Source organism: Chlamydiales bacterium (assembly GCA_031292375.1).
In the GTDB taxonomy this organism is placed as follows: Bacteria; Chlamydiota; Chlamydiia; order Chlamydiales; family VFKH01; genus JARLHF01.
The window spans coordinates 18986-41055 of sequence record JARLHF010000070.1 but is presented as its reverse complement, the minus strand read 5'-3'; the positions used below and the strand labels follow the sequence as shown (position 1 = coordinate 41055).

Genomic DNA, 22070 nt, shown 5'->3' with positions numbered 1-22070 from the left:
TTGCTTAGAAAAATTGAAATTTTTTGAGTAGATTTATTGATAAATTTTTCAAGCATATGTGAGCATATGGTTGAAAAATTTAACGATAAAGATGTCAAAAAAGACAATTTTAACAAGCAAATGTAATTACGCAAGAAGTCTATTAAAGCAATTCAGTCTTATGCTGGCTCTGGAACCTGATCACAAGGACCTACCATACCAAGACCTAATGTTGGAATAACCACTCTGAGCACAAGTATGCAAGCATATAAAAGACCTGCAACAGCCACTTCTAGATTTACCTTTGCCGCTATAACCCATCCTTCTCTGTTTGAACTCCAGTGAATAGGGTCTTTATCATACGCAGGGCAACGAGCAGTACCAACGACTCCTTCTTCATAAGGCTTACCACTTGCAAAACATGCAGATAGAGCAAAAACGCTCGCAGCTATTGTATTTACGGCAAAAGCACATACATGCCATGCAACCATTATACCATTTATACACTGAGTTAGTGGATAAAGCCATAAAAGATGCCAACGCTCACTCGCATGAAGTCCTTTTTGCATTGTATATGCAAAACAATCACTAAGGCTTGTGTTATCCGGAATTATATCGCTACCACCAAAGGGCATGATAGCGCCTTCTGAAAATCGCTCAAAATTAATAGCAGAATTAATATTCATAATTACTCATCAAACAAACAATAATCCATTATATATTTTTTATATAAAGATTAAATAAAGATTAATCGATTGATTAGTTAATTATTGAACCTGGCACCATTTCAAGAATAGTTGCAAGCTCTAGTTTTTTATCATGACTTGCTGCTAAAATCATGCCATGACTTTCTACTCCCATGAGAGTTACAGGCTTTAAATTGGCAACAACAATGACTTTTTTCCCAATAATCTCTTCGCCTTTATAGAAATTACTAATACCCGAAACAATAGTCCTTACTTCAAAACCAAGATCCACCTTTAATTGAAGTAATTTCTTGCTTTTTGGCACAGGAGTTGCTTCCAAAATAAGCCCTACTCTCAAGTCAATTTGTCCAAATAGATCTATATCGATGGCTACCTTTAGTGGAGCATATGTTTTTGCCTCTTTGGCAACATCTACATTTTGTTTAGCAGATCTTTCTTGCAATGCTTTGACCTCTTCAGCAATTTGAGAATCTTCGATTTTTTTAAATAAAATTTCTGGTTCCAAAAGTAGTTGAGCCACAGGAGCTCTCTCACCTACCACTTGCTGCCAGCCAAGTTCTAGCAAAGGCTTTTTATATCCAAGCATCTTCCAAAGTTTTTCAGCGGTACCCGGAATAATTGGCCATGAAATAAGCGCAAGTGTTTTTAAACATTCAATGCAACATGCAATTGTAAGATTAACTTTATTTTTGTCTTCAAGCTTTGCTTCCTGCCAGGGTTTTTTCGCATCAAAATAAATATTTCCAAGCTGAGCCATTTCCATAACAATTTGAGCAGATCTTCTTACTTTAAAATGATTAAAGCTCTCATATGCCTCTAAAGCGAGTTCTTGCATATCTGCTAAAAATTTCAAATCGATCTCTAATGGAGCTTCCAGCTTAGGAACGCACGATGCCAAATGCGTTTTTGCAAAAACGAGCACACGATTTGCAAAATTACCATATTTACCCAGTAGTTCAGCATTAGAGCGCGACTGAAAGTCTTTCCAAGTAAACTCTGAATCAGCATTTTCAGGGGCATTAGCAGCAATAGTATAGCGAATTTGATCCACAGAATATTTAGAGAAAAAATCTTCTAAATCGATATACCAGCCCTCTGATTTGCTAAATTGTCTTCCTTCCAAGTTATAAAACTCATTGGCAGGAAGCTCATCTACAAGCTTATAGGGCTTGTTTTGTCCCATCGTCATAGCAGGAAAAATAACTGCATGAAAAGGAATGTTATCTTTTCCAATAAACTGAACAAGTTTTGTATCCGGATTGCACCAGTATTCCTTCCATTTATCCCTATCTCCAGAATGCTCTGCCCAGTCCATAGAAGCTGAAATATAACCAATGGGCGCATCGAACCATACGTAGAGAACTTTGCCATCAGCATCTGGTAAAGGTACCGGAATACCCCAGTTTGAATCCCTTGTAATGGCGCGTGGATGCAGCTTTTCACTATAATTTTTTGCAAATTGTAAGACATTAGCCTTCCATTTTTTTGTATCAAGCCATGCGTTAACTTTATCTTGGAATTTGTCGAGAAGTAAAAACCAATGCTTGGTCTGTTTTAAAACAAGCGGTGCATTCGTAAGTTTTGAGCGTGGATTTTTCAAGTCAGTTGCATCATAGCTTGCAGCACATTTTTGGCATTCATCCCCTCTTGCTTCCTCATATCCACAGCGAGGACATGTACCAACAACATAGCGATCGGCCAAGAATTTTTGATCTTTTTCAGAATAAAGCTGGTTGGTAATACGCTCTTCAATATAGCCATTTGCAAGAAGGTCTTGAAAATATTGAACCGTTGAAATTTTATGAGCATCCCATGTTGTTCTGGAAAAGTGATTAAAAGATATTTGAAGCTTTTCAAATAAAGATTTATTTATCTCATGAAAAATAGCCACATGTTCTTTAGGAGTGCGTCCTGCAAGTTCGGCACTCATACTAATTGCAACGCCATATTCATCTGATCCACAAACAAACAGTACATCATTGCCCACTAGGCGCTGAAAGCGAGCATAACAGTCTGCAGGAAGATATGCTCCTGCAATGTGTCCAAAATGCAAGGGACCATTCGCATAAGGAAGCGCTGATGTGATGAGCACTCTTTCTTTCATAATAACCTGAGTTTTGAGTTTTAAATTATGCAAGATTAGAGGGGATTCTGGATAAATTTTCAATCATTTTTATAAAGTTCATATTCAAAAACTATGAACGAGCAAAAAAGATTGAAAAGTTGCCAGAAGATCCCTAAGATTGAGTACGCAAAAAGGACAAATTAAGCACGTATGATACGAGAAGAGAAGCTAAAAGAGCTAGAAGAGAGGATGAAGTCTCTTGGTATTGATGAGTCCGACCTTCTTGAAAAATTTGTTTTAGGATCTGGCAGTGGCGGCCAAAAAATCAACAAAACCTCTTCTTGCGTCTATTTAAAACACATTCCCACAGGTCTTGAAGTCAAATGCCAACAAGATCGATCAAGAGAGTTAAACCGCTTTTTTGCGAGAAGAACTCTGTGTGAGCTTTACGATAGTTTGATTAACAACAAAAAAAACGACCGTCAAAAGCAACAAGAAAAAATTCAAAAGCAAAAGAAAAGAAGAACCAGACGCTCATCTCAATCTTAAAGAAAAAGCGATTTGAGGAAATTTCTTGCCTCTACAACTTCAATTGATCCTTCAAGCTTCTCTCTTTTTAAGTTTTTGAGGACCTGAAGAGCTGGAAGATCATATTTTTCATGAAAGTAACGAAGACCAGCTGTTGGCGTTGGATCAGATTGTTTGACCTCAATAATTTTCTCAACTTCTTTATCTTTGATGAGAGCAAAATCAACTTCATGTTTATCTTTGGTTTGCAAATATTGAAGAGAATAGCTTTCAGCTAGATAGTCAATTTTACCAAAAACATGCTTGAGAAGACATCCTGCAATAAAATTTTCAAAATGCGCTCTTGGATCTTTTTTGACAAGACCTGTATCAAAAAAGTAAATTTTTGGCTCTTTAAGCAAACTTCTTGCGATATTATTAGAAAAAGGCGTTACTAGAAAGATTATATAAAGAGCCTCTAAGATCTGAATATACTTTTTAACTGTAGTTGAAGAGATATGAGCATCTTCTGCAATCGAAGAGTACGAAACAGGAGAGCCTACCCTCTCTCGTAAAAGTTCAAAGACTAGTTGAATGGCTTTAATGTTATGGATATTTTCGAAATCAAGCACGTCTTGTCTTAATAAACTATCTGTATACTGTAAACGCCATCTATTTGCATCAATGAGTGATTTGGCAAAAAAGGGTTCTGGAAATGCTCCTCTTTCAAGAAAATGATCAACAGAGTATGGGACATTCATTTTTTCACACTCTGCAGGAGAAAGAGGCATAAGACGATGAAGAAAAAATCTACCAGCAAGAGAGTCCCCTACTTGGTTAAAGATTTCCAATCTTGCACTTCCTGTGACTAATATTTTTTGATGGGAGGGCTTTGTATCAAAAACACCTTTTAGATAGTTCTTCCAATCATTCATTTTATGAATTTCATCAAGTATAAGAAGTTCAACAGAAGGAAGCCAAGACTCTTCTTGAATAATTTTTCGATCTGCTAACCGATCGAAAGAGAGATAAAGAGAGGAACTAAATTCCTTTGCGATCGACTTTGCAAGGGTGGTCTTGCCTGCCTGCCGAGGACCTGCAAGAAGAACCATTTTTTTACTTAAATCTTGAATAATTGCTTGTTTTTGTGCTCTTTCCATAGTCGACTATTTTGCACTAGAATTGAAAAAAGTCAAGACTTTTTTCAATTCTAGTGCAAAATAGTCGCTTTAAGTTTAAAGCAATGCTTTTAGGGCTTTGTCATAGTCAGGGTAGTTTGTGACTTCCTTGACATATTCAACATAGTGCACTTTTTTGTCTGGCCCTATAATAAAAATAGATCTAGCAAGAAGCTTAAGCTCATCAATAAGTACGCCATAAGACCTGCCAAAGCTTCTTTCCTTATAGTCTGAAAGCATTTGAATTGTAGTGCAATGCCCTTCTTTCACCCATCTAGCCTGCGCAAAAGGCAAATCCACACTCACCCCAACTACAACTATATTGGAAGGCAATTTCTTTGCTTCATCGTTGAAACGCTTTGATTGAATGCTACACACTTCTGTGTCTAGAGAGGGCACAACGCTAAGTACAAGCGTTTTTCCCTTAAAGGCCTCTAAAGAGACATCTTGCATATCATTAGAGGTCAATTTAAACTCTGGAGCATCTTCTCCTACTTTAATTTCTTTACCAAGAAGCGTTAAGGGAGCACCTTTAAAAGTAGCCACTCCTTTTCTCATATTTTCTGTTGTCATACATTTTCCTTATGTTTGTTTTTTCGAAATATTCTTGAAAGTCCTGTATAGAAAAAATAACCAAAACAAAGGCCTACAAGCATATACACTAGACTTTCAAGGGATAAATAAACTCCTAGCCTAAAGGCTGCAAGAGTTTCATTAAAAATCCCCAAATCAATCTGTTTAAAAAAAATGAAGGGTTTAGCCCAAATAGATGCTTCTTGCAGGCTTTTAAGTGAACTTGTCATCTCTTGCATTCTTTCAACAAGCTTTTGAAGCAAAACACCTTGAGAGGAAAAATCTATATCGTTGCTAGAGACAAATTTTTGAATATATTCCCCTAATGATTTATGGCTTACTTTAGCCACCTGTTCTATCTGTTTTACCTGAATATGTAATTCTGAAACATGGCCCTGAAGAAGATAGGTGTACTGCTGCATAAACTGAGGAATTTGCATGAAAAGAAGTGCTCCTACTAAAGAAAATAAGCGATCACACATTTTGTTCAACCAAGAAATCATAACTTATAAGTTCAGTTGCTTAGACAAAAATTCCCCAAAAGAAGTTAGTACTTCTTCTGGTATTGTATGGCCATCTTGAAAGACTTGTAATGCCCCAAGTAATCCTGAGTCCTTAAACAAACTTTCTAACCTCTTAGCAAGATCTATGCTTAAAATTGTATCTTCATCGCCATGGGATTGAAAAAAATGAAGACCTTTATGTCTCAATGCATGACTTTTCCACTCAGCTTCATTAATAACACTACCAGAAAGGATCGCAAGGCCAGCAAGATTTTCTTGCATTTTCAAGGCAACATCTGTTGCAAGCATAGCTCCTTGGCTAAAGCCACCTATTACAATATTACCAGGAGAAACGGGTATTTTTTTTAAAAGCTTAATGATAAGGTCACTTGCGTAAGATAAATCAGGAGGCACACCCACTGCAAGCTCATCGTAGCGAGATGCTCTCATAGCATTTTCTAATTTCGCCATATCGAAAGAAAACCAAGATCTTCCTATATAACTCTCTGAAAAAGGAACAAGATGCGGTGCATTAGGAAACAGCCACGTAGTGTTGGAAGGCGCGTTGACCATTTCGCTGAGCGATAATAAATCATGCGCATTTGCACCAAAGCCGTGAAGCAAAACAACATGCGGCCCATAAGGATCATGACCTTGCACGGCAAACACTTCCAAATCGCCTGTATAGTATGTTTTAATTTCTCTGTTCATAAGATATGGATCTTACACACTAGATTTTAAATATGCAAGGAAGGTATATACACAAACACGTAAGTTTAATTATTTTATGGGAGCCTTAGCGCATATGAAAGAGCCAACTTTTAAAAACCCCCTGCAAGAGTCGTTTCAAACCTCGAAGGTTACTGAGCCATGCGCCGTTATTATCTTTGGTGCAACAGGAGATTTAACAGCAAGAAAGCTTATGCCAGCACTCTATAACTTAGCACTAGATGGTCAGCTTCCTGCACATTTTTCTTGCATTGGCTTTGCAAGAAGAGAAAAAACTCATGATGTTTTTAGAAAAGAGATGCATGAAGCTGTAAATAACTTCTCTAGAACAAAACCTGTAGATGAAAAAATCTGGTCGACTTTTGGAGAACAAATCTACTATCACAAATCGGAATTTGATGATGATGCAGGTTATGAATCTCTTAAGAAATTACTAGAAGAATTAGATCAAAAATTAGGAACAAAGGGTAATCGAGTCTTCTACCTCTCTATACAACCAAGTTTCTTTCCTCTTGTCGTTGAAAAGCTTCATAAACATGGTCTCATCTATGATGAAAAAGAAGTGAAAGATAAGTGGTCCAGAGTAATCATTGAAAAGCCCTTTGGCCATGATTTACAATCCAGCATCGAGCTCCAAGACTCCATCATGCAATCTTTAGCAGAAAATCAACTTTATCGCATCGATCATTATCTAGGTAAAGAAACCGTACAAAATTTACTTGTCTTTCGCTTTGCAAATTCAATATTTGAATCGATATGGAATAATCGCTATATCGATCACGTCCAAATTACAGTAGCAGAAGAACTTGGAATTGGCTCAAGAGGGCATTTTTTTGAAGAAGCGGGCATATTAAGGGACATCGTACAAAATCACATGATGCAGCTCTTAGCTCTTATGGCCATGGAGCCACCTGTAAGCTTAAATGCAGATGCTATTCGTGATGAGAAAGTAAAAGTTTTAAAATCTTTAAGGCCTATTGATATGGCTAATTTTGGTAAATATGTCGTTCGTGGGCAGTATGCACCCGGACTTATCGACGGGAAAGCTGTTTGTGGATATCGTGAAGAGGGAAATGTATCTTCTACATCCTCTATCGAAACATTTGTTGCTTTGCAGCTTTACATTGACAATTGGCGATGGGTAGGAGTCCCCTTCTTTTTACGCGCCGGTAAGCGCCTTCCCAAGAGAACGACAGAAATTGCTGTCACTTTTAAAGATATACCGGGGGTTCTTTTTCAACAAAATGGATCCAAAAATGAAAATAATGTTCTCACCATGCGCATTCAGCCAAACGAGGGCATCGCCCTGAAAATTAATTCTAAAGTCCCAGGACCAAGCAGCCCCATTCAACCTGTCAAAATGGATTTTCGCTACGACTCCTACTTTGGAGTTGCCCCTCCAGAGGCTTATGAGCGTCTTATCTGCGATTGTATGCTCGGAGAAAGCACTCTTTTTGCAAGAGTAGATGAAGTAGAAGCTTCATGGAAGTTATTTACTCCCATACTAGAGAGATGGAAAGAGAGCGCGCCTTCTGACTACCCCAATTATCAAGCTGGAACATGGGGGCCAAAGGCTGCAGATGAGCTTATCAATAAAGAAGGAAGATCTTGGAGAATCCTTTAGTATTCACACATGACAAAAGATGTAACTGCTATGACGACAAATAAGATAAATAAACAGGAAAATAAGCCTTCTCCAGCCTGCCTCTTCAATATTGTATTTTATGTTGAATCAAAAATTGCCGCACAAAATTTTCAGAAATATCTAGACCTTTTAAAGAAAAAATTTCCTTGTAGAAGCATCTTTATCGTTGAAGAGCTAGATAAAAAAGAAGAGAGTTGCTCTATTGCAATTAATGGGCAAGAAACAAAAGAAGTTGTACCGAGTGCTTACGACCAGGTTACCATCACATTTTCTGGAAATGGAAAAAAACGTATCCCTTTTTTAATTCTCACCTACCTTTTAGGTGATCTTCCCACCTATGTTATATGGGAACAAGACCCAAGTAAGGAAAACTTTATACTCGACCATTTAAAGCAAATTGCAACTAAGATCGTCTTTGATCCAGGGCTTACTACCCATATCAAAGAATTTGCAAGGCATGTTCTTGGGCATATTGAAACCGAAAAATGCGGCGTTAGTGACTTTGCCTGGTTTTCTATAAGTGCATGGCGCGAACTTTTAGGAAATATCTTTGATACTCCAAAAAGGATCGATGATCTCTTTCATACAAAGATTATCCGCATCACTTACTATGCTAGCAAGAACAATAAAGAGCGCAGTGAAATCTCAGCTATTTACTTACAAGCATGGATTGCAGCAGAGCTTAATTGGAAAATTCGTGATGTAGAGAGAATTGAGGGGAATATACGTATTAGCTATGAGCGCTTTATCCATGACACCATTGTTTTGTTAATACCTCAAGAAACAACACAAGAATCCGCTGTAGGCACAATTGCTTCTATAGAAATTGAAGTAACTAACCACTTGCATTTTCTTTTAAAAAGAAAGGGACATGAAAATAGTGTAAAACTTTGGGTCTCTTCTGCAGAACTTTGTGAGATTCCAAGTCAATTTACTCTGATAGAGCCTACTAAAGAACAGCTTGTTTTGAATGAATTATTTTGGAAAAATACAAGCTCTCACTATAAAAATATGTTAAGACTACTTTATCAAAAACATTGGAATGATTAATTATGACAACTACGGTTTCTGTTATAAAGCGCTTTGACAAAAGACGCGATATCGTTATACCTGGCAATAAAGATGAAACTCTCCATTTTTGTGTAGAGCACTTTATTAAAACAGCTAATGACGCTATCAAAGATCATGGCTATTTTGCTGTTGCACTGTCGGGTGGAAGTACCCCAAAAGCTATCTTTGAAAAGCTTGCTTCTGATCAAAATGCAAAACGTATTGCTTGGGAAAAGGTGCGTATTTTTTGGAGTGATGAGCGAGCAGTCCCCCCTGACAACCTTGATAGCAACTATAAAATGGCAATGGATGCATTTCTTACAAAACTTCCTATCAAAAAAGATCAAGTTTTTCGCATGAAAGCAGAAAGAGATATTGAAATACATGCCATCCTTTATGAAGATAGCATTAATAGAAAAGTAAAGATCTTTGATCTTATTATGCTTGGCATGGGCGATGATGGACATACAGCTTCTTTATTCCCCCACACTCAAGGACTAGATATTGAAGATCGCTTAATTGTTGCAAACTTTATCCCACAAAAGAATGTCTGGCGCATGAGCTTTACCTATACAGGTATTCATAATACACGTAATTTGGCAATCTATGTGATTGGAGCCAATAAAGCAAAAGTGCTTGCAAAAGTATTAAGCTCTCACTATGAACCAGAGGAATTCCCCGCCCAAAAAATAGGTACGCCCGCTTGTAAAGCCCTTTGGATAGTGGATAAAGATGCATCATCCCTACTGCAAAAAATTTAGGTATATAAAATTATGTCCAGCGTTAATCCAGATAATGTAGGCGCCCTGTTCTACAGACAAGGCTTTCATGGTAAGCAAGAGATTCTTTTTGAAGAGACAAAAGATGGTCTTGTACCCATTACTGCAGATAATGTACCCAAAGGTCAGCATCCTAGTGAAGTTGCAGCCTCTGTTCTTGGACCAAGAAATTATGAAACTCTTCTAAAAACAATTCAAGACTTTAGAGGAAGGGTTGTTAAGCTTGAGAATAAACCCAGTAGAAGTGTTGTCTATCTAGCTCCACTACCAGTAGGTGTAGAATGGTCATCATCAACAAGAAAAACCAAATGGATCCCACTAGATCAAGTACGGACTATGATAACTACAGCAAGAAATGGGACGCCAGCAGCCTTTACAACCACAGATAAACTTGCCCCAAGTTTTGTAAACACAGCTTCTTTATTACTTGGCGATGCCAAATACAATCCTCTTCAAGAGATGAGCAGAGGTGCAACATCGGGTGTAGTTACAAGAACTGCAGATCATGAAATCGTTTGTAAATCTAAGCATGAAGCTCCAGAAGGCGCTTTTTATCCACTCGTTGACACAAAAAGCAATGAGGTTGTCATTAATGGCGAAAAATTCACCTTTGAATACACGATGGGTGGGCAGCCTGTATCTCTTGAATCAATGCCTCCTAATAAGAGGCGTGAATTTCTACTTGCAGTTCAAGCTGCTGCACAAAAGTCTGCTGAAGGCTCATCTGAAACGGTACAAAAGATCACATTTTCCTTTAAGGATTCAAAAATCCACGAATTTAAAGTATATGGTGAGGATCTAAAAGATCCTATAAAAATAGAGGATGTCTCTTCAACAAAATTTGAGGGTATTAGAGACAATTTAAATCGCCTTCACTCTGTTGTTTTACAAACTATAGTTATGCCATTATTTTTACCAAAAAACAAAATACAAGGCATTCCAAGAACTACTGGTGAACAAACATGCTGGTTTGGCTCTTCTATGCATTTGATGGCCCGCTCATTAGGTAATAAATTAGAAGTTCTCAAAAAAGATACTACTGCACATAAAGCTCTTTCTCCTTCACAAAAAACACTTTTAGAACAGCTATTAAAATTTAAAAGACATGTTTCTGGAGAAGATAACACCCCTATTAAAGAAGAAGATGTCACAGAATTCCAAGCAATGTGCAAAAATTTTGCCGTTGATACAGGTGACAATCCGTTAAAAGAATGGGATTTTACAAAGCAAAATGATCCTGATGACTTTGTACTACAAGTATTGAATGCGCTTTTTCCAGGAGAAGATCACTCTAAGTCAATAAATGGCTCTATAAAGGGAGCCCCCCCTGATAATAATACTCCCAAAAGTATTGAAACGCTCGTTAATGAATCAAGGTTATCAGATCTTGATGAGGTAGCAAGAAGTGCATATAACACTGCTGCTGATATTAAAGATGGTTATGAAGAGAATTCTCCAAAAGAGCTTCGAGTGATGATCCAAAGATCTTCCGATGGTCTCACTAAAAATAATAATCCTATTGCTATAGAGCCTATCACAACTGTTTATGGTATCAAATATGAACTCGTAGCAGTTGTTGAGCATGAAGGAGATGCAACTGGTGGACACTACATAGCATATTCTTATTCTAGCAGCAACAACGCTTGGTATAAGTGCAATGATGCAGATGTTTCTCTTGAAAAAGATGTTTCTGCTCTTATGAACAGGCTCTCTACAACAGCTACAAACCTAGTTTACCGACGACTTCCATAAATTGGACTTTGATAAATTCATTCAAATTCATATGTATTAAGACTCTATCAGGTTAGTATTCCCAAACTTTCCAAGTCGCGTGCAATTTTTAAAATCTCATATTTGTTCCAACATGAGAACTTATTTTTAATGTTTTCAAAGTAGGCTTCAATCGTGCGAGGAGAGAGGTTCAAGAGTAAAGCTGTCTCTTTAGCCGTTTTGTCTTGTGCCAGTAATTTTAAGCAAGCACGCTCTCTTGGAGATAAGCTTTCAAGCTTTTCTATTATGTTTTTCATTCCTAAATCTTTTAGAAAAGCAAGTCGTAAGTCAATGTTAATCTCAGGATAAATAGGATCTTCCACATAGTAATCAGGACCTTTTAGAAGTGGAAGTGATAGTGCATCATCAGCCCACACCCTATTGATAAGCTCGTTTTGTTGTTGCCTGAAATGATGAGCAAATGATCTAAGTAGCTCAGGATGGTTCGTATAAACATTTTGCAAAAAACATGTTTTTGGCCCTATAAAATTAAATATCTCTACTTCATTCTCATGTTTTTCAATTAACACAATGTCGATACCCATTTGAAGAACTTCATTGCAAAACCATACCATCTCCGTTTTAAACTCATCAGACCCTTGATGCTCTGTTAGACACATCCCAGATTTATAAACTTTTGGCTCACGCATATAGGGGTCTAATAAAAACATTTTCTTTTCCACATAAAGCTCACTAAATGTGGGAGAATCACAGAGAGTCATGTATTTTCCATCATTTTGAATACGATTGTACACAAAGACAGATGCGCCAAAATGCTCTTTTAACGGTTGAGTCGTTTTAAGTATTTGATCAGAATGCTTGATAATTTGATTTTGAACTAATTCTTTCCAAATCAACATTCATCACCTTTTTTAATTTAAACCCAACTAATATACATATTTATTATATTATATAACAACCTTTATACAGTATATTACGCTTAATACTCAACAAAATCCTTTTAAGAGCACTTCTCACAACGGAAAATCCACACATTACTCTTTAGCTGACTTTCAAAAATCTATGATTCCAATATCTTTCTAACAAATAGAGTTTAATGGCTTGGGAGGTGATTAAGAGAAGTAAACGCGATAATAAGATAGCGGTAGTCGGACTCAAACCAACGACCCACGGATTATGATTCCTAAAGTATTGAGCATAAATCCGAACAAACTAGCATCATCATAATAGCTCATTGCCGGTACTGATCTCTCCTAGACAATTCCACTCATTTGCGTAATTTTTTCTCGTAAAGCTAGCAAAAATATCTTTCTATAGATTAAACTGGCGTTGTTAACTAACAGATCATATCACAAAATACCGATTCTTTTGATTGACATGATCTATTTAAATATAACATCAAGCAAAGCAAAAAAATGATAGAGTTGTTGGCTTAGTTACTGAATGGGCCTTATTACATAAAGAAGAATTAAAAGAAGATTGGCTACTATTAAAAGCAGAAAAAACTCTTAAAAAAATAGCTCCCCTTGTATAGGTAAAATTATGCATGAAGTAAAGAAAGCAAAATATCTAAAAAATTATGAAGTGTTAATTGAATTTACTGACCAGAAATCAAAAGTTATTGATTTTGAAAAGGCGTTGGATGGATTCCGCGGGCCTATTTTCCAGCCGTTAAAAGATCTAAATTATTTTAAAACATTTAAAATTTCTGATGGAATAGCCACTCTTGAATGGGAAAATGGTGCAGATGTTTCACCTAACTTTCTCTATGATTGGCTTCCTACTTAGGCAATCCACACATTGCAAATACAAAGATGATCTTCTGCGAAAATTCTATAAAACCTACCCAATTGACTTAAATGGGTAGGTTTTGTAGAACAAAGGAATGAAAGAGCCAAGATACTTAAAGCAATTCGAAAGTATTTTCAGAGCACAACACATAAGCCAGATCCTAAAAAAATAGGTACATATGCAAAAGCATTGCGTGTAAACATCACCCCCTACATTTTGGCTTATACAACATGACATCAGATTTAGAAAAATCATTCAAAGAATCGCGATCCCGCTGATCTCTGGCAAAATCTCACACTTGAGCGCTTTTTAGTGCGTTTAGCACATTCGGAATGTCGATGCTGTTGAATATTCGATTCCTCTTACAGCATATTCTAAAGGAGTTCTTTTTGAAAGCAATGTCAAACTATCTTGTTATCCAATGGATGAAAAAAGCAATTCCGAGAAGAATTGCTAAATGACTCTACAAGTATTTTTGAAGGTAAAATGAGAACGATAGCGGTAGTCGGACTCGAACCAACGACCCACGGATTATGATTCCGTTGCTCTAACCGACTGAGCTATACCGCCTCAAAAATAGCGGGGGAAGGATTCGAACCTCCGGCCTTTGGGTTATGAGCCCAACGAGCTAACCACTGCTCCACCCCGCGATAACGTCGATTGCGCTAAGCGAAAGCAAGACTATATCCTTTTGTCGACATTAATCACAAGCCAAATCTTCTACTGTCTCTTATTCGTAGAATTCGCTATACTCCTGTATCCAAAATCTGAGGCAAGAAGATGTTATTAGAATTTTATTTCAACTGGAATCACCTTGATGTAGAATCCATTGCAGAGGCTTTAGAAGACTGTGTAGAAATGATTGGATGGCAAGAGGATATTAAAGGCATTCATTTGCCACGCAAATTTGAAGGGGTTGTTACAAGTAAAAACTCTCAAGAGCTTGCCCTGCGACTAGAAATTTTGGCCATAAGTTTGGGAATAGATGTTCCAGAAATCTCTTTTAAATCTACCAATGATATTGACTACCTTGCAGAAAACCAAAAATCATTTCCTCCTATTGAAGTAAAAGAGTTTTATATCTATGGCTCTCACATCAAATCTTCTCTGCCAACAAACAAAACTTGCCTACTTCTTGACGCTGCAAGCGCCTTTGGCTCTGGCCATCATGAAAGCACAAAAGGATGTCTTGAGCTAATTGCAGATCTTTCCAAAGAATATTCCTTTAAAAACCCTCTTGATCTTGGTTGTGGGTCTGGTATATTAGCTCTTGCTATTGCAAAAGCTATGTCAACCAAGGTTACTGCATCTGACATTGATCCTGAAAGCGTGCGCGTCACTAAGGAAAATGCAAAACTTAATCATGTTCACAATATAAATGTCTATGAAAGCGATGGTTTTTCATCATTAGAACTTCAAAAACATGCCCCTTTTGATTTAATCGTTGCTAATATCCTAGCAAAGCCTCTTTGTCTTCTTGCAAAAGAAATGGCATCATATCTAATAAAGGATGGACAAATTGTTTTATCAGGTCTTCTAAATACACAAAAGGAAGAAGTTCTTGCAGCCTATATAAAAGAGGGATTTCATTTTCGCTCTGAATTAATTCTTGGCGAATGGACAACTCTTAATTTAACATTATAAAAATCTGGCAAGTAAGCTCTCTTTGCTTGTATTAATGTAGGAAGACCTAAATCCTCCTCCATATTAAAATAGCGGTACTTACCAAGGCACTCCTCAGCAAACGTCTGATAAATATAAGGGTAGACTCCTTTATATCTCGTATCCGCTTTTGCAAAATGGATGATGAAAGTCTTCTTGCCAATTGCTTCTCCTATCAAAAAAGCAATTGGCTCTTTTCCAACATAAAAAATTCTTCCTTCCAGTTCTAAAAAAGACAAAAGCTTTAAAGCCTCCCTGCAAGGCTCATAATCCGTTTCTTCCTCCTGCTTTTTTGTTTCATCCTGCCAATGGTTAAGAACTTTCTCTGCATCTGTTGCAAGCGCTTCAGTCAGTACACACATTTTTGCATCGTAGTGGTCTTTAAATTGCTTTTCCAAATTACGCTTAGAGCTAAGTTCCCTTCCAGGGTAGGTTGCAAGCTTTTCAACACTAAAAACATAGTCACTATTAGCCTCTAGAAAATGCATCGAAAATTTATCTGGATCAAAATAAGCGCGCCAAACTTCTGGTACTGGATAGATGAAGTCATACTTCTTAAGAAGAGAGAGCATCTCCTGCTGATCAAGCGTGTTTGGTGCATAGCACAGCATTAAGTAGGTCTTTTCATCATAGGTTTTACCTTTGACATATATTTTATCAGTAAAAATGACACACGTATCATGTTTTTTACGAAAAAGATATAGCGTTGCAAAAGAGTAGGTAGAAAGAGTAACACCTAGCTCTTTAAAGCATTGACTAAGCACGTCCCTATGCTGCAGGTTTATTTGTTCGATAAACATAATTAATGAATGTAAATTGTTCTACAAGATCGCAAAGGGTGCGCCTTAACTTGCGTTTGAGGCTCCTTAACACTAAGGTCTTGCTTAATAAAATCAGACACTACTTGGAATGCAACTCGAACTTCTTTCTTTAACCCTTCGATAAAACTTTCTCTTTTTTCTTCTGGAACACGAGATAAAACTCGATTTAGTCGATCATACCACCTATGAAGATAGTCATCTGTACTCTCATCCAAATTTAAAGTAAAACTTGCCAAATACTTCTCCTTTTCACTTGTGAACCCTTGCTTTTTAAGAAGCCGCTCTAGTCCCCCTCTAATACCATTTCCATCAGATAATACCATACTATAAAATACAAACATATGAGCAACAAGAAGTCCTGGATCTTCATTAATAGGTGAGCCCTCCCCTCCAATGAGGCGCAAACAATACTCTTCAGTAACTTTTGCAGGCTCATATAAAAGAAGCTCTTCAATGTCTACTTGTTTTACCTGTAGCAAGGCCACCCAGCATTCAATATCTTTTTTAATTAACTCTGCACGAAGTAACTTATCATCATAAAAAGCTTTTACAATAGGATTTTGTTTAAATATCTCTTGGGCTGACTCCAAGTATGCGTGAATTTCAACCATGTTTTTAAAATATTTAATAACATCTATAATGGCATCATTTCCCATTCTCAACTTCTTTATAAATTCCATATGCAAAATTTGAAAATGTAAGCTGTTGCTCACTTCATAAAGCTCTCCATACAAAGTTCTTTTGTTGGTCACATCAAATAATTGCTCCGTATGCCTGCGTAAGCGCTCTGCATAAAGAAGAGCCTCATTTAGCGAAGGAGCGCTTGGATTTGCTGATGTACTAGCACCACTTAGATCCTCTTCTAAACTAATATTACTTGGAGTAGCTGGAGAATTACTCTCACCCGATGATGGGCTGCCAGAGAGACTCGCCAAAGAGACACTAGCCAAAGAACTTGGGTGTAATAGTCTCTCTGCAGATAAATCTGCTGTAGGTAATTGCGTTGAAAACATATAAACCTCCCTAGTATTAAAGAATGATTAAATATTATTCAAGTTATTGCAAGCTAAACAATTTCTTAAAGCATGTCAACTGTTATCGGATTTTCAACTCAAAATTATTGACATTCAATGGTATAGTTGCTAGGATCACTGAAATTATGAAGATACTAAAGAGCACAAATTCACAATGCTAAGAAGCATGACCGCATATAGTAAAACACATCTGACTCATGAACTGGGCTGCTTTACCCTTGAAATACAATCTGTTAATAGAAAATTTTTAGAGCTTCAAATCAACTTACCAAGAGAGCTTTCCTCTTTCGAGCCTTTTTTGCGAAAAATTCTTCAAAAAGAACTTGTATGTGGACATGTGAACTTAACTCTACGTGCTTCTTTTGAGCAGGCATCTCTCTTTAAAATAACTCCCAACCTTCTTCTTGCAAAAGAGATTTATAATGCCTGGCTCTCCATTGCCGCAACACTTGGCCTTGATAGCAAATCCTTTGATCTAAAACTTCTATCTGAAAATCCTAACATACTTACCTACTCCGAAAACACGGAGTTAGAAAAAACGTGCGAGGATATCATAGACTTACTTGTTCGTGAAGGTCTCTCTCAACTTGTACGCATGCGAGAAGAAGAGGGAAAAGCGCTAAAACATGATTTTCTCTTGCGTCTAGAACTACTCGAAGATAGCATGAAAAAAGTTTCAGCACTTGTACAAGCATCTCCAGAAAAATACCGCCAAAAGCTTTTACAACGTATTAAAGAATCTTTACCAGACTCTATTGAAAGTGAAGAGCGGCTTTTGCGTGAAATGATTATCTATGCAGAAAAAAGCTGCGTCCAAGAAGAGATCACACGGTTTTATTCTCATATTTCGCAATTCAAAGATCTTCTTGATGGAAAAAAACTAGGTATTGGTAAAAACTTAGACTTTTTAACTCAAGAGCTTGCAAGAGAGCTCAATACATTTGGAGCAAAAACTTCTGACCTGGATAGCTCAAAACTGATTTTAGAAATGAAAACAGAACTTGCACGCATACGAGAGCAGGTACAAAATGTTGAATAACGAGCCAAAAGTACTTGGAAACCTAGAGAAAGGTCTTGTATTTGTTATCAGTGCCCCTGCAGGAACTGGAAAAACGACACTTGTTTCCAAACTAACAGCGGAATTTGCCTGTGTCAAAGCATCCGTTTCCTATACGACAAGAAAGCCAAGAAATAATGAAATAGAAGGTGTTCACTACCATTTTGTATCACCAGAAATTTTCGATGAAAAGGTATATAAAAATGAGTTTTTGGAGCATGCTAAAGTTTTCGATCACTACTATGGCACATGCAAAAAAAGCTTGGAAATGCTTCTTTTATCTGGACATCATGCCATACTTGTCATCGACACACAAGGAGCACTAAACATCTCTCAAGTATACCCAGAGGCCATTACTATCTTTATATCCCCTCCTTCTTTTAATGAACTGAAAAAGCGCCTTTCTAGCAGATCTACAGAAAATCCAGCCTCTACAGAACAACGTCTGAGCTGGGCTAAGCACGAAGAAAAAAAATCTAGTTTCTACAACTACCATATTATTAATAATGACCTAAATGTGGCTTATGCTGTATTAAAAAGCATTTTAATTGCAGAAGAACATAAAGCAATACACATTAACGCCCCTTTTTAACTTTAAGGAGACACTTTCATGCATCTAAAAGATTGCCTGACCAACGAACATATTAAACTAAACTTTAAGAGCTCGTTTGACCTTGTAAATTATGCTATAAAGCTTGCAAAGGATATGATTCAAACGGATAGAGGCTGTAGAGTCGCAACACCTATTCAAAACAGAGCCTACCAAGTACTTTTAGAGATCTATGAGAAAAAAGACTTTCTCACAAATTATGAAGACGAAGATGACGACGAAGAATAGACTTCCTGCGTAATTATACACATTGTTAATGAAGTAATTCTAAAAACTCTATCAGAAGGCGCACTCCATAGCCAGTACCGTTCTTAGGTATGTAGTGCCTCTCTTTTGTATAGAAAGCAGGCCCTGCAATATCAAGATGAGCCCATGGCGTTTTAGCAACAAACTCCTGGATGAAAAGAGCTGCGCTGATTGCTCTTGCATATTTAGTGCCCGTGTTTTTAAGATCTGCTATATCCGACTTTAGATGCTCCTTATATTCCTCACACAAAGGTAGTGGCCAGACCCTCTCATAAGTACCGTTGCCTGCATGGATAAGCAATTCTTCTAGCTCTTTATTGTTAGAGCAAATCCCTGCAACCTCCTCGCCAAGAGCTACCATCATAGCACCTGTCAATGTAGCAACATCGACGATGCGAGTTGGCTTTAGGTACTTTTCTGTGTAGGTAATGGCATCTGCAAGAACCAATCTTCCCTCAGCATCTGTGTCTGTAATTTCAACAGTTTTTCCAGACATCGATTTGTAGACATCACCTGGTTTATAAGCATTTGGACCTATTGCATTTTCTGTTGCACCTATAACAATGCTCACATTTACCTTCATTTTTAAAAGGACAACAGAAAGAAGAGTGCCAAAGCCACAAGCAGCTCCTGCCATATCTGAGCGCATATCTTCCATACCGCCCCTTGGCTTGATCAACAAGCCCCCTGTATCAAATGTAACTCCTTTACAAACAACAACAGTGTGCTCTTTACTTTTTGGATTACCTTTATATTCCATAACAATGAAAGCAGGATCTCTGTAAGAACCCCTTGCAACCGCAAGTAAAAGCCCCATCTTCTCCTTTTCAATAGCCTTCCTATTTAAAACTTTCGTCTTTATTTGAGAAAAGCGTTCTTCAAGTTGAAGTGCAAGAAAAGAGAGCGCCTCTGGTGTAATATCATCTGCGTTACCGTTGACAAGATCCCTCGCTAAAAAAACACCCTCGGCAATATAAGTATATTTCTCAAACAAGGCAAGAGAGCCCTTTGGCAGGGCTAGAAAAATAGCTTTCTTAACAAGGGAAGCTTGATTCTTTTGCAAGGACTCAAAGCGATTATGCTCAAAAGCATAATTTGCAAGCAAAAGCCCTTCACCCATCCCTCTACAAACTTCTTCTTGAGAAAAAGGCAATATTGGAAAAGCGATATGGATATTTTCATATTGTTTTTGCCTACAATACTTAATGCAAGCTGCAAATACTCGTCGAAGAGATTCTACTGAAACTTTATCTTTGGGACCAAGCCCAAGAAGAGCAACTCTCTTTAACCCCTTTACCTGATAAAGAAGAGTGATTTCACCCTCTTTTGCTGTAAAGTCTGAAGAATCGACAGGAAATTTATAAGCCTCGTCAAAACCATCCAAAACAAAGACCTTCTTCGCCTCTGCTTTTTCTTGAATGAATGGAAGGAAAAGGATTTCAACATCCTTTTCCCTAAGAGCATTTACTTGCAAAAATTTCATTTAAAAGCTCCTCAGAAGGGCAGTTGATCGTCTTTAAATGAGTCGGAATCCGATGATGCATAACTATACTGTGCCTGTCCTGCAAAAGGAGTGCTACTACTTTTTGCCTCGGCGCCATAGCTTTCTTGTCCACTACCTGCTTCTTGTGATGAGCGATCACTCTTGCCAAATGGACTAAACTTCACGATATCAGCTGTTAAATTTAAAGAAACTTGAGGGATTCCATTTTTATCTGTATAAATCTCTGGGTTTGCCATTTCACCTAAAACAATAAGTGCTGCACCCTTCTTAAAATAGGGAACCATTTTGTCAAAACGATCTCCCCAAATGGTGACGCGCCACCACATCGTTACATCTGTGCCACCTTTTCTTGTGTTCACAGCCATTCTAAGAGTTGTAACTTTTAAGTTACTAGGAGTAAAACGCACTTCAGCATCTGCTCCAAGGTGTCCTGCAATCTCAACAATATTCATAAAGCTCATCCTTAAATTCAAAAAATTAAACCGCAATCATCTTATAAAAATAGAAGAAATAATGCGAGCCAAAATAAAATACAGAAATTCCTACAACGGGAATTCCTCATGTAATGTTATATTTGTCAATAAATACAATAGTTGATATTGTTATTTATGACATTGGCATGTCATTTTTATCATAGGTTGCCCCATGTTTGTCCGAAATATAAGCCAAAAAGCCTTAGAGCTTTCTAAACAATATCCCGTTTTGGCACTGCTTGGACCAAGACAATCAGGTAAAACCACGCTTGCAAAACATTTGTTTTCTAATTATGCATACGTTTCTCTAGAAGATTTAGACAGTAGAGAGTTCGCACAGAGTGATCCCAGACAATTTTTGAGCCAGTATAAGGCAGGCGTTATCATCGATGAAGTTCAGCATGTGCCAGGACTTCTCTCTTACATTCAAACAATTGTTGATGAAAATCAGCAATCTGGCGCCTTTATTCTGACAGGATCTCAGAATTTTCTTGTCCATCAAGCAATTTCTCAAACGCTAGCAGGAAGAGTTGCTATTTTGACTCTTCTGCCACTTTCTATCAATGAACTTAGTTGTGCTGGAAAGCTGACTAATAGCGCGGATGAATTAATTTTTACTGGGTTTTATCCAAGAATTTATGCAAGAGGAATGGCACCTGCAGATTGGTATGCCAATTATGTTCTTACCTATGTAGAAAAAGATGTGCGACAGATTAAAAATATTACTGACTTAATGGTATTCCAAAAATTTTTAAAGCTCTGTGCTGGAAGAATAGGACAGCTCGTTAACTTTGTATCGTTAGGTAATGACTGTGGGATTGACCAACGTACGGCCAGATCGTGGTTATCTCTTCTTGAAATGAGTTACATCCTTTTCCTATTGCCCCCCTATTTTGAGAATTTTAATAAACGCCTAGTAAAATCTGCAAAAATTTACTTCTATGACACCGGTCTTGCTTGTACTCTTTTAGGAATTCAATCAGCAAGTCAAGTAGCTTCACACTACCTGAAAGGTGGCCTCTTTGAGTCAATGGTTATTGCTGATTTGATGAAGCAAAAATGGAATTTAGGACAGATCCCCCACATGTATTTTTGGAGAGATCAACAAGATAATGAAGTAGATTGTCTTTTTGAAAACAATGGACGCATGACCCCTCTTGAAATCAAGTCAGGACAGACAATTGCCCCCGACTATTTTAAAGGAATTTCTTTTTGGAACAAAATAACACTAGAACCCTCCAACGGAATCGTTGTCTACGGCGGAGAACAAAACCAAAAAAGAGAGACAGCTCATGTCATGGGATGGAAAGCATTTTCCACACTATTAAAATAATAATTAAAAATTTAAATGTTTATTTATAGCAATAAATTTCGCCTGCGTAGTACCTTTTAAAAATTGACATTAATATAATTTATTATATATAAT

Annotated in this window: 22 protein-coding genes and 2 tRNA genes; 11 read left to right on the top strand and 13 right to left on the bottom strand. The window is 37.3% G+C overall.

Annotated elements, in window-relative coordinates; translation table 11 throughout:
* Positions 1 to 158: 158 nt before the first annotated feature.
* Both P4L16_08625 and metG read right to left on the bottom strand, forming a co-directional pair.
* On the bottom strand, positions 159 to 665 hold the full coding sequence (locus P4L16_08625) for a hypothetical protein (GenBank protein ID MDR3625180.1): 507 nt from the start codon (positions 663 to 665) through the stop codon (positions 159 to 161).
* 73 nt (positions 666 to 738) lie between these two features.
* The gene (gene metG, locus P4L16_08620; protein MDR3625179.1) at positions 739 to 2790 is read right to left on the bottom strand and encodes a methionine--tRNA ligase; all 2052 of its coding nucleotides are present in this window, start codon (positions 2788 to 2790) and stop codon (positions 739 to 741) included.
* Positions 2791 to 2961: 171 nt separating this feature from the next.
* Between metG and P4L16_08615 the strand changes: the two genes are divergently transcribed.
* Complete coding sequence (locus P4L16_08615; protein ID MDR3625178.1) at positions 2962 to 3300, top strand: peptide chain release factor-like protein; 339 nt, start codon at positions 2962 to 2964, stop codon at positions 3298 to 3300.
* Here the strand turns inward: P4L16_08615 and P4L16_08610 are convergent.
* From P4L16_08610 to P4L16_08595, 4 genes are all read right to left on the bottom strand, one after another.
* Positions 3297 to 4418, bottom strand: a complete 1122-nt coding sequence (locus P4L16_08610) for an ATP-binding protein (GenBank protein ID MDR3625177.1) — start codon at positions 4416 to 4418, stop codon at positions 3297 to 3299. The two genes, P4L16_08615 and P4L16_08610, sit on opposite strands and share 4 nt — an antisense overlap.
* Positions 4419 to 4493: 75 nt before the next feature.
* Complete coding sequence (tpx, locus tag P4L16_08605) at positions 4494 to 5009, bottom strand: thiol peroxidase (GenBank protein ID MDR3625176.1); 516 nt, start codon at positions 5007 to 5009, stop codon at positions 4494 to 4496.
* Complete coding sequence (locus P4L16_08600) at positions 5006 to 5491, bottom strand: DUF2937 family protein (protein MDR3625175.1); 486 nt, start codon at positions 5489 to 5491, stop codon at positions 5006 to 5008. Before P4L16_08600 ends, tpx begins: the two co-directional genes overlap by 4 nt.
* Positions 5492 to 5515: 24 nt before the next feature.
* Positions 5516 to 6223, bottom strand: a complete 708-nt coding sequence (locus P4L16_08595; protein MDR3625174.1) for a dienelactone hydrolase family protein — start codon at positions 6221 to 6223, stop codon at positions 5516 to 5518.
* A gap of 94 nt (positions 6224 to 6317) precedes the next feature.
* Here P4L16_08595 and zwf point away from each other — a divergent pair, with 94 nt between their 5' ends.
* Genes zwf through P4L16_08575 form a run of 4 tightly spaced genes read left to right on the top strand, consistent with a single transcriptional unit; the run spans position 6318 to position 11467 of the window.
* Positions 6318 to 7865, top strand: coding sequence for a glucose-6-phosphate dehydrogenase (gene zwf, locus P4L16_08590; protein ID MDR3625173.1), 1548 nt, complete (start codon positions 6318 to 6320; stop codon positions 7863 to 7865).
* Positions 7866 to 7874: 9 nt separating this feature from the next.
* Entirely contained in the window at positions 7875 to 8936 is a 1062-nt protein-coding gene (locus tag P4L16_08585) for a glucose-6-phosphate dehydrogenase assembly protein OpcA (GenBank protein ID MDR3625172.1), read from the top strand.
* A gap of 2 nt (positions 8937 to 8938) precedes the next feature.
* A complete protein-coding gene (gene pgl / locus P4L16_08580) occupies positions 8939 to 9697 on the top strand; it encodes a 6-phosphogluconolactonase (GenBank protein MDR3625171.1) in 759 nt (252 codons plus the stop codon).
* A gap of 12 nt (positions 9698 to 9709) precedes the next feature.
* Entirely contained in the window at positions 9710 to 11467 is a 1758-nt protein-coding gene (locus tag P4L16_08575; GenBank protein ID MDR3625170.1) for a hypothetical protein, read from the top strand.
* A gap of 47 nt (positions 11468 to 11514) precedes the next feature.
* Here the strand turns inward: P4L16_08575 and P4L16_08570 are convergent, their stop codons facing one another.
* A complete protein-coding gene (locus P4L16_08570; GenBank protein MDR3625169.1) occupies positions 11515 to 12345 on the bottom strand; it encodes a helix-turn-helix transcriptional regulator in 831 nt (276 codons plus the stop codon).
* 643 nt (positions 12346 to 12988) lie between these two features.
* Here P4L16_08570 and P4L16_08565 point away from each other — a divergent pair.
* On the top strand, positions 12989 to 13234 hold the full coding sequence (locus P4L16_08565) for a DUF2442 domain-containing protein (protein ID MDR3625168.1): 246 nt from the start codon (positions 12989 to 12991) through the stop codon (positions 13232 to 13234).
* A 499-nt stretch (positions 13235 to 13733) separates the two neighbouring features.
* Here the strand turns inward: P4L16_08565 and P4L16_08560 are convergent.
* Together P4L16_08560 and P4L16_08555 are read right to left on the bottom strand one after the other, a co-directional pair.
* Positions 13734 to 13807, bottom strand: a tRNA-Met gene (locus tag P4L16_08560).
* Between the two features lie 7 nt (positions 13808 to 13814).
* A tRNA-Met gene (locus P4L16_08555) sits at positions 13815 to 13887 on the bottom strand.
* Positions 13888 to 14017: 130 nt separating this feature from the next.
* Between P4L16_08555 and P4L16_08550 the strand changes: the two genes are divergently transcribed.
* Positions 14018 to 14881, top strand: coding sequence for a 50S ribosomal protein L11 methyltransferase (locus tag P4L16_08550; protein MDR3625167.1), 864 nt, complete (start codon positions 14018 to 14020; stop codon positions 14879 to 14881).
* Here P4L16_08550 and P4L16_08545 read toward each other — a convergent pair.
* Entirely contained in the window at positions 14824 to 15663 is an 840-nt protein-coding gene (locus P4L16_08545) for a phosphatidylglycerol lysyltransferase domain-containing protein (protein ID MDR3625166.1), read from the bottom strand. The two genes, P4L16_08550 and P4L16_08545, sit on opposite strands and share 58 nt — an antisense overlap.
* A 38-nt stretch (positions 15664 to 15701) precedes the next feature.
* Complete coding sequence (locus tag P4L16_08540) at positions 15702 to 16733, bottom strand: biliverdin-producing heme oxygenase (GenBank protein MDR3625165.1); 1032 nt, start codon at positions 16731 to 16733, stop codon at positions 15702 to 15704.
* A 187-nt stretch (positions 16734 to 16920) separates the two neighbouring features.
* Between P4L16_08540 and P4L16_08535 the strand changes: the two genes are divergently transcribed.
* The 3 genes from P4L16_08535 to P4L16_08525 are packed head-to-tail and all read left to right on the top strand — an operon-like array spanning position 16921 to position 18649.
* Positions 16921 to 17793, top strand: coding sequence for a YicC family protein (locus tag P4L16_08535; protein ID MDR3625164.1), 873 nt, complete (start codon positions 16921 to 16923; stop codon positions 17791 to 17793).
* Entirely contained in the window at positions 17783 to 18403 is a 621-nt protein-coding gene (gene gmk / locus P4L16_08530) for a guanylate kinase (GenBank protein MDR3625163.1), read from the top strand. The genes P4L16_08535 and gmk overlap by 11 nt, the downstream gene beginning before the upstream one ends.
* 18 nt (positions 18404 to 18421) lie before the next feature.
* Entirely contained in the window at positions 18422 to 18649 is a 228-nt protein-coding gene (locus P4L16_08525) for a hypothetical protein (protein MDR3625162.1), read from the top strand.
* A gap of 25 nt (positions 18650 to 18674) precedes the next feature.
* Here the strand turns inward: P4L16_08525 and P4L16_08520 are convergent, their stop codons facing one another.
* Both P4L16_08520 and ssb read right to left on the bottom strand, forming a co-directional pair.
* A complete protein-coding gene (locus P4L16_08520; protein ID MDR3625161.1) occupies positions 18675 to 20150 on the bottom strand; it encodes a leucyl aminopeptidase in 1476 nt (491 codons plus the stop codon).
* A gap of 11 nt (positions 20151 to 20161) precedes the next feature.
* On the bottom strand, positions 20162 to 20623 hold the full coding sequence (gene ssb / locus P4L16_08515; GenBank protein ID MDR3625160.1) for a single-stranded DNA-binding protein: 462 nt from the start codon (positions 20621 to 20623) through the stop codon (positions 20162 to 20164).
* A 193-nt stretch (positions 20624 to 20816) separates the two neighbouring features.
* Here ssb and P4L16_08510 point away from each other — a divergent pair, with 193 nt between their 5' ends.
* Positions 20817 to 21977 carry an ATP-binding protein gene (locus P4L16_08510; GenBank protein ID MDR3625159.1) on the top strand — a complete coding sequence of 387 codons (1161 nt, stop codon included), beginning with the start codon at positions 20817 to 20819 and terminating at the stop codon, positions 21975 to 21977.
* The last annotated feature ends 93 nt before the right edge of the window (positions 21978 to 22070 follow it).

Bases quoted from the DNA above. Each gene is read 5' to 3' on its own strand.
- P4L16_08625 (MDR3625180.1), bottom strand. From the start codon at position 665: ATGAATATTAATTCTGCTATTAATTTTGAGCGATTTTCAGAAGGCGCT.
- metG (MDR3625179.1), bottom strand. From the start codon at position 2,790: ATGAAAGAAAGAGTGCTCATCACATCAGCGCTTCCTTATGCGAATGGT.
- P4L16_08615 (MDR3625178.1), top strand. From the start codon at position 2,962: ATGATACGAGAAGAGAAGCTAAAAGAGCTAGAAGAGAGGATGAAGTCT.
- P4L16_08610 (MDR3625177.1), bottom strand. From the start codon at position 4,418: ATGGAAAGAGCACAAAAACAAGCAATTATTCAAGATTTAAGTAAAAAA.
- tpx (MDR3625176.1), bottom strand. From the start codon at position 5,009: ATGACAACAGAAAATATGAGAAAAGGAGTGGCTACTTTTAAAGGTGCT.
- P4L16_08600 (MDR3625175.1), bottom strand. From the start codon at position 5,491: ATGTGTGATCGCTTATTTTCTTTAGTAGGAGCACTTCTTTTCATGCAA.
- P4L16_08595 (MDR3625174.1), bottom strand. From the start codon at position 6,223: ATGAACAGAGAAATTAAAACATACTATACAGGCGATTTGGAAGTGTTT.
- zwf (MDR3625173.1), top strand. From the start codon at position 6,318: ATGAAAGAGCCAACTTTTAAAAACCCCCTGCAAGAGTCGTTTCAAACC.
- P4L16_08585 (MDR3625172.1), top strand. From the start codon at position 7,875: ATGACAAAAGATGTAACTGCTATGACGACAAATAAGATAAATAAACAG.
- pgl (MDR3625171.1), top strand. From the start codon at position 8,939: ATGACAACTACGGTTTCTGTTATAAAGCGCTTTGACAAAAGACGCGAT.
- P4L16_08575 (MDR3625170.1), top strand. From the start codon at position 9,710: ATGTCCAGCGTTAATCCAGATAATGTAGGCGCCCTGTTCTACAGACAA.
- P4L16_08570 (MDR3625169.1), bottom strand. From the start codon at position 12,345: ATGTTGATTTGGAAAGAATTAGTTCAAAATCAAATTATCAAGCATTCT.
- P4L16_08565 (MDR3625168.1), top strand. From the start codon at position 12,989: ATGCATGAAGTAAAGAAAGCAAAATATCTAAAAAATTATGAAGTGTTA.
- P4L16_08550 (MDR3625167.1), top strand. From the start codon at position 14,018: ATGTTATTAGAATTTTATTTCAACTGGAATCACCTTGATGTAGAATCC.
- P4L16_08540 (MDR3625165.1), bottom strand. From the start codon at position 16,733: ATGTTTTCAACGCAATTACCTACAGCAGATTTATCTGCAGAGAGACTA.
- P4L16_08535 (MDR3625164.1), top strand. From the start codon at position 16,921: ATGACCGCATATAGTAAAACACATCTGACTCATGAACTGGGCTGCTTT.
- gmk (MDR3625163.1), top strand. From the start codon at position 17,783: ATGTTGAATAACGAGCCAAAAGTACTTGGAAACCTAGAGAAAGGTCTT.
- P4L16_08525 (MDR3625162.1), top strand. From the start codon at position 18,422: ATGCATCTAAAAGATTGCCTGACCAACGAACATATTAAACTAAACTTT.
- P4L16_08520 (MDR3625161.1), bottom strand. From the start codon at position 20,150: ATGAAATTTTTGCAAGTAAATGCTCTTAGGGAAAAGGATGTTGAAATC.
- ssb (MDR3625160.1), bottom strand. From the start codon at position 20,623: ATGAATATTGTTGAGATTGCAGGACACCTTGGAGCAGATGCTGAAGTG.
- P4L16_08510 (MDR3625159.1), top strand. From the start codon at position 20,817: ATGTTTGTCCGAAATATAAGCCAAAAAGCCTTAGAGCTTTCTAAACAA.